General features: G+C 65.2%; 12 protein-coding genes and 1 pseudogene. 6 read left to right on the plus strand and 7 right to left on the minus strand.

What is annotated here, in order from left to right; translation table 11 throughout:
- The first annotated feature begins 144 nt into the window (after nt 1-144).
- Nucleotides 145-3054, plus strand: coding sequence for a leucine--tRNA ligase (leuS, locus tag AADZ55_RS00260; RefSeq protein ID WP_085325562.1), 2910 nt, complete (start codon nt 145-147; stop codon nt 3052-3054).
- A gap of 64 nt (nt 3055-3118) precedes the next feature.
- On the opposite strand, the gene AADZ55_RS00265 is transcribed toward leuS, so the two are convergent.
- The 7 genes and pseudogenes from AADZ55_RS00265 to AADZ55_RS00295 all read right to left on the minus strand — a co-directional run bounded on the left by AADZ55_RS00265 (nt 3119) and on the right by AADZ55_RS00295 (nt 9324).
- Entirely contained in the window at nt 3119-3622 is a 504-nt protein-coding gene (locus AADZ55_RS00265; protein WP_165759398.1) for a MarR family winged helix-turn-helix transcriptional regulator, read from the minus strand.
- A 296-nt stretch (nt 3623-3918) separates the two neighbouring features.
- Nucleotides 3919-4652, minus strand: a pseudogene (locus AADZ55_RS00270) (GntR family transcriptional regulator).
- A 58-nt stretch (nt 4653-4710) separates the two neighbouring features.
- The gene (locus AADZ55_RS00275) at nt 4711-5508 is read right to left on the minus strand and encodes an LLM class F420-dependent oxidoreductase (RefSeq protein WP_085325494.1); all 798 of its coding nucleotides are present in this window, start codon (nt 5506-5508) and stop codon (nt 4711-4713) included.
- Nucleotides 5509-5540: 32 nt separating this feature from the next.
- Entirely contained in the window at nt 5541-6455 is a 915-nt protein-coding gene (locus tag AADZ55_RS00280) for an alpha/beta fold hydrolase (protein WP_085325495.1), read from the minus strand.
- 101 nt (nt 6456-6556) lie between these two features.
- Nucleotides 6557-7663: an inositol-3-phosphate synthase gene (locus tag AADZ55_RS00285; RefSeq protein ID WP_085325496.1), complete on the minus strand. Its 1107-nt coding sequence runs from the start codon at nt 7661-7663 to the stop codon at nt 6557-6559.
- Nucleotides 7664-7747: 84 nt separating this feature from the next.
- Nucleotides 7748-8290, minus strand: a complete 543-nt coding sequence (locus tag AADZ55_RS00290) for a PadR family transcriptional regulator (RefSeq protein WP_085325497.1) — start codon at nt 8288-8290, stop codon at nt 7748-7750.
- 155 nt (nt 8291-8445) lie between these two features.
- A complete protein-coding gene (locus tag AADZ55_RS00295) occupies nt 8446-9324 on the minus strand; it encodes a DUF1707 SHOCT-like domain-containing protein (RefSeq protein ID WP_085325498.1) in 879 nt (292 codons plus the stop codon).
- Between the two features lie 134 nt (nt 9325-9458).
- Between AADZ55_RS00295 and AADZ55_RS00300 the strand changes: the two genes are divergently transcribed.
- From AADZ55_RS00300 to AADZ55_RS00320, 5 genes are read left to right on the plus strand one after another with little or no spacing between them, the layout of a single operon-like run.
- Nucleotides 9459-9902 (plus strand): DUF5318 family protein, encoded by a 444-nt coding sequence (locus tag AADZ55_RS00300; protein WP_165759399.1) that lies wholly within the window; start codon nt 9459-9461, stop codon nt 9900-9902.
- Complete coding sequence (locus AADZ55_RS00305) at nt 9895-12435, plus strand: transglycosylase domain-containing protein (protein ID WP_119184985.1); 2541 nt, start codon at nt 9895-9897, stop codon at nt 12433-12435. Before AADZ55_RS00300 ends, AADZ55_RS00305 begins: the two co-directional genes overlap by 8 nt.
- Entirely contained in the window at nt 12432-14084 is a 1653-nt protein-coding gene (locus AADZ55_RS00310; RefSeq protein WP_085325501.1) for a glycosyltransferase family 87 protein, read from the plus strand. Before AADZ55_RS00305 ends, AADZ55_RS00310 begins: the two co-directional genes overlap by 4 nt.
- On the plus strand, nt 14081-14722 hold the full coding sequence (locus AADZ55_RS00315; protein ID WP_207569098.1) for a DJ-1/PfpI family protein: 642 nt from the start codon (nt 14081-14083) through the stop codon (nt 14720-14722). The genes AADZ55_RS00310 and AADZ55_RS00315 overlap by 4 nt, the downstream gene beginning before the upstream one ends.
- Nucleotides 14719-15066 carry a hypothetical protein gene (locus AADZ55_RS00320; RefSeq protein WP_207569099.1) on the plus strand — a complete coding sequence of 116 codons (348 nt, stop codon included), beginning with the start codon at nt 14719-14721 and terminating at the stop codon, nt 15064-15066. Before AADZ55_RS00315 ends, AADZ55_RS00320 begins: the two co-directional genes overlap by 4 nt.
- Nucleotides 15067-15118 lie beyond the last annotated feature (52 nt).

Raw genomic sequence — 15118 nt, forward strand, 5'->3', positions numbered from 1 at the left:
ATGTAACCAGCGTTCGATGGCGGTGCACAGGCTTGAAATGGAGCTGGGATGAACCTCTGATCGCTGTGCAACGGAACCGAGACCAACCCGTGGCCGGGGGCTCGGACCCCGAGCCTGGTGGGCAGCCCTTATACCCTGTTGGGCGTGACCGAAACGCCGACCGCTCCGCCTGGCAGCATGCGCCATGCCGACGACGCGGATTCCGACGCGCCGCGGTACCGTTACACCGCCGAGTTCGCGGCCGGGCTGGAACGGACCTGGCAGGACAACTGGGCCCGGCTTGGGACGTTCAACGTGCCCAATCCGGTCGGTTCGCTGGCCCCGACGGACGGTGCCTTTGTGCCCGACGACAAGCTCTTCGTGCAGGACATGTTCCCCTACCCGTCGGGTGAGGGACTCCACGTCGGTCACCCACTCGGCTACATCGCGACCGATGTCTACGCCCGCTACTTCCGGATGATGGGCCGTAATGTACTGCATGCGTTGGGGTTCGACGCCTTCGGGCTGCCCGCTGAGCAGTACGCGGTGCAAACCGGCACCCACCCGCGGGCTCGGACTGAGGCCAACGTCATCAACTTTCGTCGCCAGCTGGGCCGGCTGGGTTTTGGCCACGACAGCCGACGAAGCTTCTCGACCACCGATGTCGAGTTCTACAAGTGGACGCAATGGATCTTCCTGCAGATCTACCACGCGTGGTTCGACACCACAACCAACAAGGCGCGCCCGATATCGGAACTGATTGCCGAGTTCGACTCCGGCGCTAGGAGTCTCGATGACGGCCGGGAGTGGGCCAAGTTGACGGCGGGGGAGCGGGCCGATGTGATCGACCAGTGTCGGCTGGTCTACCGGGCGGATTCGATGGTGAACTGGTGCCCGGGGCTGGGCACGGTGCTGGCCAACGAAGAGGTTACCGCCGACGGCCGCAGCGACCGGGGTAACTTCCCGGTATTCCGGAAGCGGTTGCGGCAATGGATGATGCGGATCACCGCCTATGCCGACCGGTTGCTCGACGACCTCGACGTGCTGGATTGGCCGGAGCAGGTCAAGACGATGCAGCGCAACTGGATCGGGCGTTCCACCGGTGCGGCGGCGCTGTTCTCGGCGCGAACCGCCAGGGATGGCGGTTTCGACGTCGACATTGAAGTGTTCACCACCCGGCCTGACACCCTGTTCGGTGCCACGTATCTGGTGCTGGCTCCCGAGCACGATCTGGTCGACGAACTGGTCACCGCCGCCTGGCCGGATGGCGTCAACACCTTGTGGACGTACGGCAGCGGCACACCCGGCGAGGCCGTCGCCGCCTACCGGCGCGCGATCGCGGCCAAGTCGGACCTCGAACGCCAAGAGAGCAGGGAGAAGACCGGCGTCTTCTTGGGCAGCTACGCCACCAACCCGGCCAACGGTGAGCCGGTGCCGATCTTCATCGCCGACTATGTGCTGGCCGGGTACGGCACCGGGGCGATCATGGCGGTCCCCGGCCATGACCAACGGGACTGGGACTTCGCCCGGGAGTTTGGTCTACCGGTTGTGGAAGTCATTGCCGGCGGCGATGTTTCGGAATCTGCGTATGTGGGCGACGGCGTCCTGGTCAATTCCGGCTACCTGGACGGTATGAGCGTAGCGGCGGCAAAGCAGGCCATCACCGATCACTTGGAGTCCGACGGCAGAGGCCGGGCGCGAATCGAATTCAAGCTGCGTGACTGGCTTTTCGCGCGGCAGCGATATTGGGGTGAACCATTCCCGATCGTCTACGACAGTGACGGACGCCCGCATGCGCTTCACGAGGCCGCGCTGCCGGTCGAACTGCCCGATGTGCCGGACTATTCGCCGGTGTTGTTCGACCCCGACGACGCGGACAGCGAGCCGTCGCCGCCGCTGGCCAAGGCCACCGAGTGGGTGCACGTCGAACTCGATCTCGGCGACGGCCTGAAGCCCTACAGCCGCGACACCAACGTGATGCCGCAGTGGGCCGGCAGCTCCTGGTATGAACTGCGCTACACCGATCCGTATAACTCAGAGCGGTTCTGCGCCAAGGAGAACGAGGCCTACTGGATGGGCCCGCGGCCGGCTGAACACGGCCCGGACGACCCAGGCGGCGTCGACTTGTACGTCGGTGGTGCCGAACACGCGGTTCTGCACCTGTTGTATTCCAGATTCTGGCACAAGGTCTTGTACGACTTGGGTCACGTCAGCTCTCGCGAACCCTACCGCAAGCTGGTCAACCAGGGTTACATTCAGGCCTACGCCTACACCGATACGCGGGGGTCTTATGTGCCCGCCGAGAAGGTGATCGAGCGCGACGACAGTTTTGTCTATCCGGGACCCGACGGTGAGATCGAAGTCTTCCAAGAGTTCGGCAAAATCGGTAAGAGCCTGAAGAATTCGGTATCACCCGACGAGATTTGCGATGCCTACGGGGCGGACACGCTGCGGGTGTACGAGATGTCGATGGGGCCGCTGGAAGCATCACGTCCATGGGCTACAAAGGATGTCGTCGGCGCGTACCGCTTTTTGCAGCGAGTGTGGCGCTTGGTCGTCGACGAGCGCACCGGCGAAACCCGGGTGGCTGACGGTGCGAAACTGGACACCGACACGCTGCGGGTGTTGCACCGCACCATCGCCGGCGTGTCAGAAGACTTTGCGGCACTTCGCAATAACACTGCAACGGCGAAGTTGATCGAGTACACCAACCATCTCACCAAGAAGCATCGTGATGCGGTGCCCCGGGCCGCGGTGGAGCCACTTGTGCTGATGCTGGCACCGCTGGCCCCGCACATCGCGGAAGAACTGTGGCTGCGAATGGGCAACACCAGCTCGTTGGCGCACGGCCCGTTCCCCAAGGCCGATCCGGTCTACCTCGTCGACGAGACTGTCGAGTATCCGGTACAGGTGAACGGAAAGGTGCGTGGCCGGGTGGTTGTGGCCGCCGACGCCGACGAGGACACGTTGACAGCCGCCGCCCTGGCTGACGACAAGGTCCAGGCGTTCTTGGCTGGCGCCGCCCCGCGCAAGGTGATCGTGGTTGCTGGCCGACTGGTCAATCTCGTCGTCTAAGTCGTTCGATTCACGCTCGCAGCCAGCTTAAGCAGGCGCCAGACCGGTTGATAGCTAGATGCTTTCACGCTTGCTTGCGAGCGGGGGACTCGCTCGCAGGGCCGCTGACCGGTTCGCCCGAGGCCAGGCGCTCTAGCGGTGCCAGGGCCATCCTCAGGGTGTCCAAGTCGGAGTGGGGGAGTTGGCTGAGCATCGCGGCCAGGGCGGCGCGTCGGTTGGCCAGCGACTCACCGTGAACCGCGCGCCCTTGCGGAGTGATGTCGACCAGCACGGCCCGCAAGTCGGACGGGTCGCGCGAGCGTTTCACCAGCCCGATCTTCTCCAGCCGCCGGATCGCCACGGTGGTGGTGGGAGTCCGCACCCGTTCGTGCGCGGCCAAGTCCGTCATCCGGATGGGACCCTGATCGAGCAAGGTGACAAGGATCGACAATTGCGCCAGCGTCAAATCGCCGGCCGCGGCGCCGCTGGGATCCCCGCGGCGCAGGATTGAAATCAGTTTGGACAGTGCGCGGTGCAGCCCCTCCGCCAACTCCGTCACGTCCGGTGCGGTGGAATCGCTGTCCGCCATAAGTCGGCAGTCTAACGTGACGTCCGCGCAACCGAAGACCTGCATCGCGCAGTCTTTGACCGGCAAAGCATTTGGTACCGATAGCCGCCGCAAGTGTTCGGGGCCGTACTGCCACGATATCGAGCGGGCGAACCTCGTTCGGTGGATGACTCCAAGCCCTTGGTACTGCGCCGGACCACTGTCGCAGATGTCGAATACCTTTGGCCGCGAACGAAACCGGCTCTCCTGCGGTCTCTGGCACCGAATGTGCTAACGGAACAGTCAATATTGAAGCCACATCCGACGTCGCGGCCTGTTCAGGGCGTTAGCGATGACGGTTTGCGGGAGCCCGTCGGGCCGGGACCGACGGCTTAAGTGGGCCAGCACCAACGCCCTCGGGTGGGGCCAACACCCTGCGCCGGAATAGCTCGGCCAGCATCGTTTGGGCCATCAGCTCGGAACGCCCGAGGCAGGCAGCCCGCGCAGCTTCCGGGTCGCGCCGATGGATTGCGGTGTTCTCTTCCTCGTAGAACGGCAGCATGTCGTCGCGACTGTTCTGGTACGTCATCCAAAACGCCCGGGGGATCAGATTCTGCGAGGCGCGGATGGTGGCGTGCAGCCGCGGTCCCGCGTACTCGTCGTTGACCGTCCGTCGGTACTCCCACGCGAGTTCGGCAAAGGCCCGCGAATCCTTCGAGCTGCGCAGCGATCGAATGAGGGCATCGAGTTGGCCCAGGATAAGGGGCGTGGGGTTGGCGGCGGCGCGGGCGGAGGCAATGCCGTTGAGCAACCCGTCGAGTTCGTGATGTTCGAGTACGGTGGCGACGTCGAACCGCTCGACGAAGGCGCCGCGGTGATAGCGAGTCGAAACGATGCCGTCATGTTCGAGTTGGACCAGCGCCTCCTGGATGGGGACCCGGCTGACCCCCAGGTCGTGCGCGATTTCGTTGCGGTCGACGCGGTCGCCGCTGCGCAGTTTGCCGGTCAGTAGCAGGTTGAGCAGGTGGGCAACAACCTGGTCCTTTTCTTTGACCCCATATTTCTTCGGCATCGGTTTTTAGCAGCTCTTTCCGCCCGTTTCGGCCATCCAGCGCTGGCCGCAACGGGTGTCACCGGCTATCGCGCCACCTGCAAAGGGCCGCCGCGGCGGTCAGGTCGTAGTCGGGGCCGTCGCAGTCAACGGTCAACAGCGTGACGCCGAGACCAACGAGGGCTTCGGCGTTGGCGATCAGCGTGCTGCCGCTCTTGAGGGTGGCGGATCGTTCGATGGTCGCTGGGTCCCGGCCAACCGCGGAGCAGTGTTTGCTAAGCACGGCCGACTTCGCCAGGTAGGCGTCTCCGGCGGTGAAGCTGTGCCACATGTCGGCGTACTCGGCGACCAGCCGCAGGGTTTTGCGCTCGCCCCCGCCGCCGATCAGCACCGGGATGTCACGTGTCGGCGGCGGGTTCAGCTTGGAAAGCCGCGCCTTGATTCGGGGCAGCGCGGCCGCCAGGTCGTCGAGCCGGCTACCGGCCGTCCCGAACTCGTAGCCGTACTGGTCGTAGTCCTTCTTCATCCAGCCCGAGCCAATCCCCAGGATGAGCCGGCCGCCGGAAATGTGATCGACGGTACGGGCCATGTCGGCGAGCAGCTCCGGATTGCGGTAGGAGTTGCACGTCACCAGGGCGCCGATTTGGATGCGCGACGTTTGTTCGGCCCAGGCTCCCAGCATGCTCCAGCATTCGAAGTGTGGACCGTCCGGATCACCGAAGAGCGGAAAGAAGTGGTCCCAGTTGAATGCGATGTCGACGCCGAGGTCTTCGCAACCGCGAACGGCGTCCCGGATGTTGCGGTAGTGCGGCGCGTGCTGAGGTTGCAGCTGCACGCCGATCCGAATAGGTAGGTCGGGATGTGCGGGGGAAGTCATAGGTCTACCGTAGGTCGTTCAAATCCGCGGGCTCAGTGCGCGTCGATGACTCCGCGGACGATGTCGATCAGCGCGCGAGGCTGGTCACTTTGCACGGAGTGGCCCGAATTCTCGACAACGTGTGCTGTGCGAAATCGCTTAGCCCGCCGGCTCAGTTCGGCAACGTCCTGCGTGCTGACGAAGCCGGAAGCGCCGCCACGCACGAGTGTGACGGGCGCCGACAAGGCGTCGACGTCGTCCCACAGACCGGCGAAATCTCCGAAGGTGCGAATCGCGTCGTAGCGCCATGCCCAGTTGCCGTTGTCGAGCCGGCGGGAGTTGTGGAACACGCCGCGGCGCAACGACTTCACCTCGCGGTGCGGGGCTGCGGCGATCGTCAGGTTCACCATCGCCGTGAAGCTGGGGAACTCCCGCTCGCCGTGCATCAAGGCCACCGTGCCGCGCTGCTCGGCGGTCAACTCAGCGTGCCGCTGAAATGCCGCCGGGGTGACGTCGACGAGTACGAGTTCATCCACCAGGTCGGGTGCCATCGCGGCCAGCCGTATCGCGGTCAGCCCGCCCAGCGACATGCCGACAACGAATTCGGCGGTCGGTGCGAGCTCGCGCAGCACCGGCGCCAAGGTTTCGGAGTTGCGCTGGGGCGAGTAGTCACCGTCCTGGCGCCAGGCGGAATGGCCGTGCCCGGGAAGGTCCACTGCCAGCGCCGGTTCCCCTAGGCCGACGACCACGGTGTCCCAGGTGTGTGCGTTCTGTCCGCCGCCGTGCAGGAAGATCACCCGCGGCTCCGAGCCGCCCCAGCGCAGCGCGCTGATGCGGCCTTCCGCGGTAGCTACTTCGACCCGCTCCACCCCGGGCAGCGGACCCGTAACACCGGCCTGTTCGGCGTTCTCGCCCAGCAGGGCGAACTCGGAGAGAACGGTCAGTTCGTCATCGGAGATCTCGGTCACAAGCTCCGAGGTTACGAGCCCTGCCTGAACGGGACGCTGGGGTGACGCTCGCCGCCCAACGCCACCCTGGGGTGACGTTCAGCGGGGCAGGACGGCCTCTATTAGCCCGCGATGATGAACTCTTCGAGTTGGGTGCGTGCGACGTCGTCGGCGAGCTGCTGCGGAGGGCTCTTCATCAAGTAGGCCGACGCCGGGATCACCGGTCCGCCGATGCCCCGGTCCTTGGCGATCTTGGCCGCGCGTACCGCGTCGATGATGACGCCGGCCGAGTTCGGCGAGTCCCACACCTCGAGCTTGTACTCGAGGTTCAACGGCACATCGCCGAAGGCGCGGCCTTCCAGACGCACGTAGGCCCATTTGCGGTCGTCGAGCCAGCCGACATGGTCGGACGGGCCGATATGGACGTCCTTGCTGTTGAACTCGCGCTGCACATTTGACGTCACGGCCTGAGTCTTGGAGATCTTCTTGGATTCCAGGCGCTCGCGCTCCAGCATGTTCAGGAAGTCCATGTTGCCGCCGACGTTGAGTTGCATGGTGCGGTCCAACTGCACGCCGCGGTCCTCGAACAGCTTGGCCATCACGCGGTGGGTGATGGTCGCGCCGACCTGGCTCTTGATGTCGTCGCCGACGATGGGCACCCCAGCGTCGGTGAACTTCTTGGCCCACACCGGGTCGGAGGCGATGAACACCGGCAGTGCGTTCACAAACGCCACTTTCGCGTCGATGGCGCATTGGGCGTAGAACTTGTCGGCTTCTTCCGAGCCCACCGGCAGGTAGGAGACCAGCACGTCGACCCGGGCTTCCTTCAGCGCCTGGACCACGTCGACTGGCTCGGCGTCGGACAGCTCGATGGTGTCGGCGTAGTACTTGCCGATGCCGTCGAGGGTGGGTCCGCGCTGCACGACCACGTTGGTCGGCGCCACGTCGGCGATCTTGATCGTGTTGTTCTCCGAGGCGAAGATCGCGTCCGACAGGTCGAAGCCGACCTTCTTGGCGTCCACATCGAACGCCGCAACGAATTTGACGTCGCGGACGTGGTACGGGCCGAACCGCACGTGCATGAGTCCGGGCACCGTCGAGGTGTCGTCGGCGTTGTAGTAGTACTCGACGCCTTGGACCAGCGAGGACGCGCAGTTGCCGACGCCGACGATGGCGACTCGTACTTCCGTCTGCGCCTCCGGCGCCCCTAGTGGCTTGTGCTCAGTCATCAAGGCGTTCTCCTAACCTCATAACCTCTGGGGTGTCTTGGGTGGTTGGTTCGTGCTGGGGTACTGCGGGGTTGGTGCCGGGATTCACGTCTGTTCGGCGTGGTTGGGTGCCGCCCGTTCCGCGGCGATGAGCTCGTTGAGCCACTTGACTTCACGCTCGCTGGACTCGAGCCCGAGTTGATGCAGTTGGCGCGTGTAGCGGTCAAACGAACCGCTGGCCCGCGCCACCGCCTCGCGCAGGCCTTCCCGGCGTTCCTCCACCTGGCGACGCCGGCCTTCCAGGATGCGCATTCGCGCTTCCGCCGGGGTGCGGTTGAAGAACGCGAGGTGCACCCCGAAACCGTCGTCGGTGTAGTTGTGCGGGCCGGTGTCGGCCACCAGCTCACCGAAGCGTCGACGACCCTGGTCGGTCAGTTGGTAGACGCGTCGTGCCCGTCGCACCGGGGTCCCGGCCGGCGCCGCATTCTCGGCGATGAGCCCCTCCGCCTGCATGCGCCGCAGCGCCGGGTACAGCGAACCGTACGAGAATGCCCGGAACGCGCCAAGTAGTCCGGTCAGCCTCTTACGCAACTCGTAGCCATGCATCGGCGATTCGATCAGGAGACCCAGAATCGCGAGTTCCAGCATCGAGGCACCCCCTTTTGCATGGCTGGTTACGTTGGCTAGTTACGATGGTCCGACGTCTCGCGTCATCGTATCGTTTCGATATATTCGCCACAATACCGCTCACCGTTGGTGCGCTGTTCGTCCTGCTCAACTGGGGTTGACCGGCGCCGGGCCGACTAGTTCGGGTAGCTCACCTGTTTGATGGTGCCGTCACCAGCGAAGACGATGTGACCACCGCCGTAATCGCTGGAGACATGCAACGACAATGTCAACGCCCCGGGCGCGGTCGGGTCCTTGGCCGGCTCGACTATCAGGTACATGGTCTTGACGTCGGACTGTTTCATCCCGAGGGTTTCCGCGGCACCCCGGATGATGCCGACCGCCGTCTTGGCGTCGAACTTGCTCAGGTCGACGAGAGCCACGTCAGAGCTGTTTCTGGGTGAGCTGGTCGGATCGCCCCACCCGCCGCGGTAGGTGTAGTCCAGGACGCGGCGGTCGTCTTTGGGGTCGCGCCGATCTATCGACGCCCAGTCGGGATAGATCACCAGCTTGTAGCCGACGGTGTCGCCGAACCTGGCGCGAGTTTGTTCCAGCAGTCCGGTGAGTCCGCCGAGGGAGTGCAGTTGCCGGGGCGGGGTCAGCACCAGCGCCGCGACTCCGTCGGGCTTGGCGCCGGGATCCCCTGGATCCGCAGCGAATTCCAGCGGCGAACCGGTGCCGCCGTACAGGCCCCAGCCGATGCCGACGCCCAACAGCACCGACACCACAAAAGCGGCGGCCAGGATGCCCAACCTGTTGTGCTTCGCCCGCGATCTGAGTGCGGGCATCTGTGCGGGTGCGCTCTCGGCTTGCAGGTCGGCCACCAGATCCTGCAGATCACCCAGGGTCACGGCCTTGGTGGCGGTGCTGACGCGTTCCCGGTGTTCTTCCATCGAGAGCTCGCCGTCGTTGAGGGCGTTGTCGAGAATCCGGCAGGCGTCTTGCCGGTCGCTGTCTTTGGCCCGGGTCGTCGTCGATACTGCGCGCGCAAGCGGTGCGCCCAGCCATTTCGCCACGGGATGATCGTAGGAGCCCGTGTCGATTCTGAGCACCTAATGCCCGCCGCTGTCCCGCAAGCGGGAGGTGTCGCCACCGCCAGACCGCGCCGCTCTGCATCGTCGCGACGGGAAAACGTCGTACTCTGGTCAGCGTGCGACTGCAGCGACAGGTGGTGGACTACACGCTACGGCGGCGCTCACTGCTGGCCGAGGTGTATTCGGGACGCACCGGTGTGTCCGAGGTGTGCGACGCGAATCCCTATCTGCTGCGCGCCGCGAAGTTTCATGGGAAACCAAGCCAGGTGACCTGCCCGATCTGCCGCAAGGAGCAGCTCACGTTGGTGTCGTGGGTGTTCGGTGAGCACCTCGGAGCGGTCTCGGGATCCGCGCGCACCGCCGAAGAGCTGATCCTGCTGACGACCCGGTTCTCCGAGTTCGCGGTCCACGTGGTCGAGGTATGTCGAACCTGCAGTTGGAATCATCTGGTCAAGTCGTACGTCCTGGGCGCGGCGCGTCCCGCGCAACCCCCACGGGCCCCTAGGGGAGCCCCCCGCACGCGGACGGCGCGCAACGGCGCCCGCACGGCCAGTGAATAGCGACGGGCGTCGCCACCAGTCGTCCAGGGACGCCCCACGCGGGCCGGCGGCTGACGGTGTGGGCGATCATCCCGGCGGCGACCGACGCCGCGATGACCCCGGTGCACGTCCGGTGTCCGGCCAGCGCCGCCAGGTTCCGCCAGACGACAGACTGACCGCGATCATCCCGCCGGTGACCGATGACCGATCATCTCGGCACGCGGACTCCGTCGAAGCGGTCAAGGCCGCGCTGGACGGTCCGCCGCCGATGCCCCTGCAGCGCGAACCGCTCGAGGCGGTCAAGGCCGCATTGGACCGCCCGCCCGGGAAATCCCCACGGCAGGGCCGGCCGGGGGATGGACGTCGCCCACCGGGGGGACCACAACCGCCCGGGCCGCCGGGGCCCCCCGGACCGCCCGGGCCGTCCCCCGGCCGGGCCCCCCGACCGGGGGTAGACTTCCACCGGCGGATCAACTGGAAATGGGTACGACGCTCGCTGTACCTCGCCACCGTAGTAGTGGTGCTATTGCCGATCGTCACCTTCACGATGGCCTACCTGATTGTCGACGTTCCCAAGCCCGGGGATATCCGCACCAACCAGGTCTCCACGATCCTTGCCAGTGATGGCTCGGAAATCGCTAAAATCGTTCCCCCCGAAGGGAATCGGGTCGACGTCAATCTCAGCCAGGTGCCGATGCGTGTGCGCCAGGCGGTCATCGCCGCCGAAGACCGCAATTTCTATTCGAATCCGGGCTTCTCGTTCAGTGGCTTCGCGCGGGCAGTGAAGAACAATTTGATCGGCGGTGATCTGCAGGGCGGATCGACGATCACCCAGCAGTACGTCAAGAACGCACTGGTCGGTTCCGCACAGCATGGCTTCAGTGGGCTGATGCGCAAGGCCAAGGAATTGGTCATCGCCACGAAGATGTCGGGGGAGTGGTCCAAAGACGATGTGTTACAGGCCTATCTGAACATCATCTACTTCGGCCGGGGTGCCTACGGCATTTCGGCGGCGTCCAAGGCCTACTTCGACAAGCCCGTCGAGCAGCTGACCGTTTCCGAAGGGGCGCTGTTGGCGGCGCTGATTCGGCGGCCCTCCACGCTGGACCCGGCCGTCGACCCGGAAGGGGCCCGCGCCCGCTGGAATTGGGTACTCGACGGCATGGTGGAAACCAAGGCACTGTCTCCGAATGACCGCGCGGCACAGGTGTTTCCCGAGACGGTACCGCCCGATCAAGCCCGCACGGAGAATCAGACCAAAGGTCCCGACGGGCTGATCGAGCGGCAGGTGACACGAGAGTTGCTCGAGCTATTCAACATCGACGAGCAGACGCTCAACACCCAGGGGTTGGTGGTCACCACCACGATCGATCGCCAGGCCCAGCGGGCGGCGGAGAAGGCCGTGGCGAAATACCTCGACGGGCAGGACCCCGACATGCGGGCCGCGGTGGTTTCCATCGACCCGCACAACGGGGCGGTGCGCGCCTACTACGGTGGCGACAACGCCAATGGCTTTGACTTCGCCCAGGCCGCATTGCAGACCGGCTCGTCGTTCAAGGTGTTTGCCCTGATCGCCGCGCTGGAGCAGGGGATCGGTCTGGGCTACCAGGTGGACAGCTCTCCGTTGACGGTCGACGGCATCAAGATCACCAACGTCGAGGGCGAGGGTTGTGGGACCTGCAATATCGCCGAGGCGTTGAAAATGTCGCTGAACACTTCCTACTACCGGTTAATGCTCAAGTTGAAGGGCGGCCCGCAGGCCGTCGCGGATGCCGCGCACCAAGCCGGCATTGCCACCAGCTTTCCGGGCGTTCCGCACACGCTGTCCGAAGACGGCAAGGGTGGACCGCCCAACAACGGGATCGTGTTGGGCCAGTACCAAACCCGGGTGATCGACATGGCATCGGCGTATGCCACGCTGGCCGCGTCCGGCATCTACCATGCGCCGCATTTCGTGCAGAAGGTGGTCAGCGCGGACGGCCAGGTCCTCTTCGACGCCAGCACCGCGGACAACGGTGGTGACCAGCGCATCCCCAAGGCGGTAGCCGACAACGTCACCGCGGCAATGGAGCCGATCGCCGGCTATTCGCGAGGCCACAACCTGGCCGGTGGCCGGGCGTCGGCAGCCAAGACCGGCACGACTCAGTTCGGCGATACCACCGCCAACAAGGACGCCTGGATGGTCGGCTACACGCCGTCGCTGTCCACGGCCGTGTGGGTGGGTACCGTCAAGGGGGACGAGCCACTGGTAACTGCTTCGGGCGGAGCAATTTACGGCTCGGGTCTGCCGTCGGACATCTGGAAGGCGACCATGGACGGCGCCCTGAAGGGCACGTCCAACGAGACCTTCCCCAAACCGACGGAGGTGGGTGGGTACGCGGGTGTGCCGGCCCCGCCCCCGCCGCCGCCGGAGGCGCCGCCTACCGAGACCGTCATCCAACCCACGGTCGAAATCGCGCCGGGGATCACCATTCCGATCGGTCCGCCTACCACCATCACCCTCGCGCCGCCGCCGCCGGCCCCGCCCGCTGAGAATCCCACGCCGCCACCGTGACCGGCGCACCGACGCAAAGCAGCAAAGTCTCGCCACTGCCTTTGGCCGCCGATCTGCGTAGCGCAGACAGCCGCGATTGTCCCAGCCGCAACGACGCCCTGGGTTCCGCGCTGGCGAATGCCGTCGGTGGCCCGGTGGGCCGGCACGCGCTGATCGGCCGCACCCGGGTGATGACCCCGGTGCGGGTCATGTTTGCGATCGCACTGGTGTTCCTGGCGCTCGGCTGGTCGACGAAGGCAGCCTGCTTGCAGAGCACCGGAACCGGGTCGGGTGATCAGCGGGTGGCCAACTGGGACAATCAACGTGCCTACTACGAGTTGTGCTACTCCGATACGGTGCCGCTCTACGGCGCGGAGTTGTTGAACCAGGGCAAGTTTCCGTACAAGTCAAGCTGGACTGAAACTGACGCCCAAGGCACACCGCAGCTGCGCTACGACGGACAGATCGCGGTGCGATACATGGAGTATCCGGTCCTGACCGGGATTTACCAGTACGTGTCGATGGCGATAGCCAAGACCTATACCGCGTTGAGCAAGGTGGCGCCCGCTCCGGTGGTTGCCGAGGTGGTGATGTTCTTCAATGTCGCCGCGTTCGGGTTGGCGCTGGCGTGGCTGGCGACCGTCTGGGCAACCTCGGGGTTGGCGGGCCGTCGGATATGGGATGCGGCGCTGGTGGCCGCCTCGCCGCTGGTCATCTTTCAGATGTTCACCAACTTCGATGCGTTGGCAACGGGTTTGGCGATGAGTGGGCTATTGGCGTGGGCGCGGCGCCGACCGACGCTTGCCGGTGTGCTGATCGGGTTGGGTGCTGCGGCCAAACTGTATCCGCTGTTGTTTCTGTTCCCGTTGCTGTTGTTGGGAATCCGCGTCGGTCGTTTGGGCGCTGTGGCCCGCACCGCGACGGCCACGGCCGTGACCTGGTTGCTGGTGAATCTGCCGGTGATGCTGCTCTTTCCGCGCGGCTGGTCGGAGTTCTTCCGACTCAACACCCGGCGTGGTGACGACATGGACTCGCTGTACAACGTCGTGAAATCGTTCACCGGGTGGCGTGGCTTCGATCCCACGCTGGGCTTCTGGGAGCCGCCGATGGTGCTGAACACCGTTGTCACGGTCCTGATCGTGCTGTGCTGTGCGGCAATTGCTTACATTGCGCTCACCGCTCCGCAGCGGCCGCGGGTGGCACAGCTGACTTTCTTGATGGTGGCGACGTTCCTGTTGGTGAATAAGGTATGGAGCCCCCAGTTCTCGCTGTGGCTGGTACCGCTGGCAGTGCTGGCTTTGCCGCACCGCCGGATCCTGCTGGCGTGGATGACGATCGACGCGTTGGTGTGGGTGCCGCGGATGTACTACTTGTACGGCAACCCTAGCCGCTCGCTGCCCGAGCAGTGGTTCACCGCGACGGTGTTGCTGCGTGATATCGCGGTGATGGTGTTGTGCGCGTTGGTGGTTCGGCAGATCTACCGGCCTGGCGAAGATCTGGTGCGCTGGCTTGGACGAGTCGACGATCCTTCGGGCGGTGTGTATGACCGTGCCCCTGACACCGCACCGGGCTGGCTGCCCGGCTGGTTGCGCCCGGCCCGGCTGAGGACCCCAGCTAGACCCGCGGTGCCGGCCGAAACCGGCCCGCAAGCCGTCATGGGGCGGGCATGATGCAGGTCGCCATCCCACTGTTTCCACGGTTCACCGCACTCGATGCGGTCGGGCCCTACGAAGTGCTGCAACGCATTCCGTCGATCGACGTCGTGTTCGTCGGGCACCGGCGAGGCGAGGTGCGCACGGAAAACGGCATGCTCGGCGTGACCTGCGATGCCGCCTTCGACGAAGTCAGCACACCGGATGTGGTGGTGTTCCCCGGTGGTATCGGAACCCGCGTGCTGGTCGGCGACGAAGTCATCCGTTGCTGGCTGCAGCAGGTGCACCCGCGGACCACGTTCACCACGTCGGTGTGTACCGGCGCGCTGTTGCTCGCCGCGGCGGGCCTGCTCGACGGCCTCACCGCGACGACGCATTGGCGGGCCGCGGAGCAACTGAACGAGTTGGGTGCGCGGTATGTGCCCGAGCGCATCGTCGAGCATCTAGGGCAGCGGATCATCACCGCGGCGGGGGTGTCCAGCGGCATCGACATGGCGTTGCGCCTGGTTGAGCTGCTGGTCGATCGAGAGGCCGCGCAGGCCACGCAGCTGCTCATCGAATACGACCCGCAGCCGCCGTTCGACTCGGGCGCGCTGGCCAAGGCCGATGCGGCGACGAAGGCAAGAGCCACCGAATTCCTGCAATCCCGGAAGTGAGCCGCCAAGAACCCGTTGGCCGCAGCGCACAATTAGTACGAAATCGTGGCTCCGAACGCATCCGCCAGGTACGCGGCCGTGACCTCGTGGGCCGCGCTGCCGAATTCGTCGTCGAAGAAGCCGCGATTTTCAAGATGGGCGGCAATCCGAATGGTCGCGCGCACCACCGCCTCGGTCGGACGGCCCCCCGCCGTCAATCGCACGCCCTGGGCGAAATCGACGGAGACGCCAAGTTCAACGCCGTGCTCTTCGAAGACGTCGAGGTGCTCATCGCGAACGACGTAAAGATTCGTTTGCAGGCAATTTCGCACCCGGTGGCTTTCGAACCATTCCTCCGGGAATAGCTCCCGCTGTAGCGCGAACACACGCTCGAAGTAGGTGCGGGGTAGCAACGGT

Origin of the sequence: Mycobacterium decipiens (assembly GCF_963853665.1) — a bacterium.
GTDB classification, from domain to species: Bacteria; Actinomycetota; Actinomycetes; order Mycobacteriales; family Mycobacteriaceae; genus Mycobacterium; species Mycobacterium decipiens.

Bases quoted from the DNA above. Each gene is read 5' to 3' on its own strand.
- AADZ55_RS00265 (WP_165759398.1), bottom strand. From the start codon at position 3,622: ATGGCGGACAGCGATTCCACCGCACCGGACGTGACGGAGTTGGCGGAG.
- AADZ55_RS00275 (WP_085325494.1), bottom strand. From the start codon at position 5,508: ATGACTTCCCCCGCACATCCCGACCTACCTATTCGGATCGGCGTGCAG.
- AADZ55_RS00285 (WP_085325496.1), bottom strand. From the start codon at position 7,663: ATGACTGAGCACAAGCCACTAGGGGCGCCGGAGGCGCAGACGGAAGTA.
- AADZ55_RS00290 (WP_085325497.1), bottom strand. From the start codon at position 8,290: ATGCTGGAACTCGCGATTCTGGGTCTCCTGATCGAATCGCCGATGCAT.
- AADZ55_RS00315 (WP_207569098.1), top strand. From the start codon at position 14,081: ATGATGCAGGTCGCCATCCCACTGTTTCCACGGTTCACCGCACTCGAT.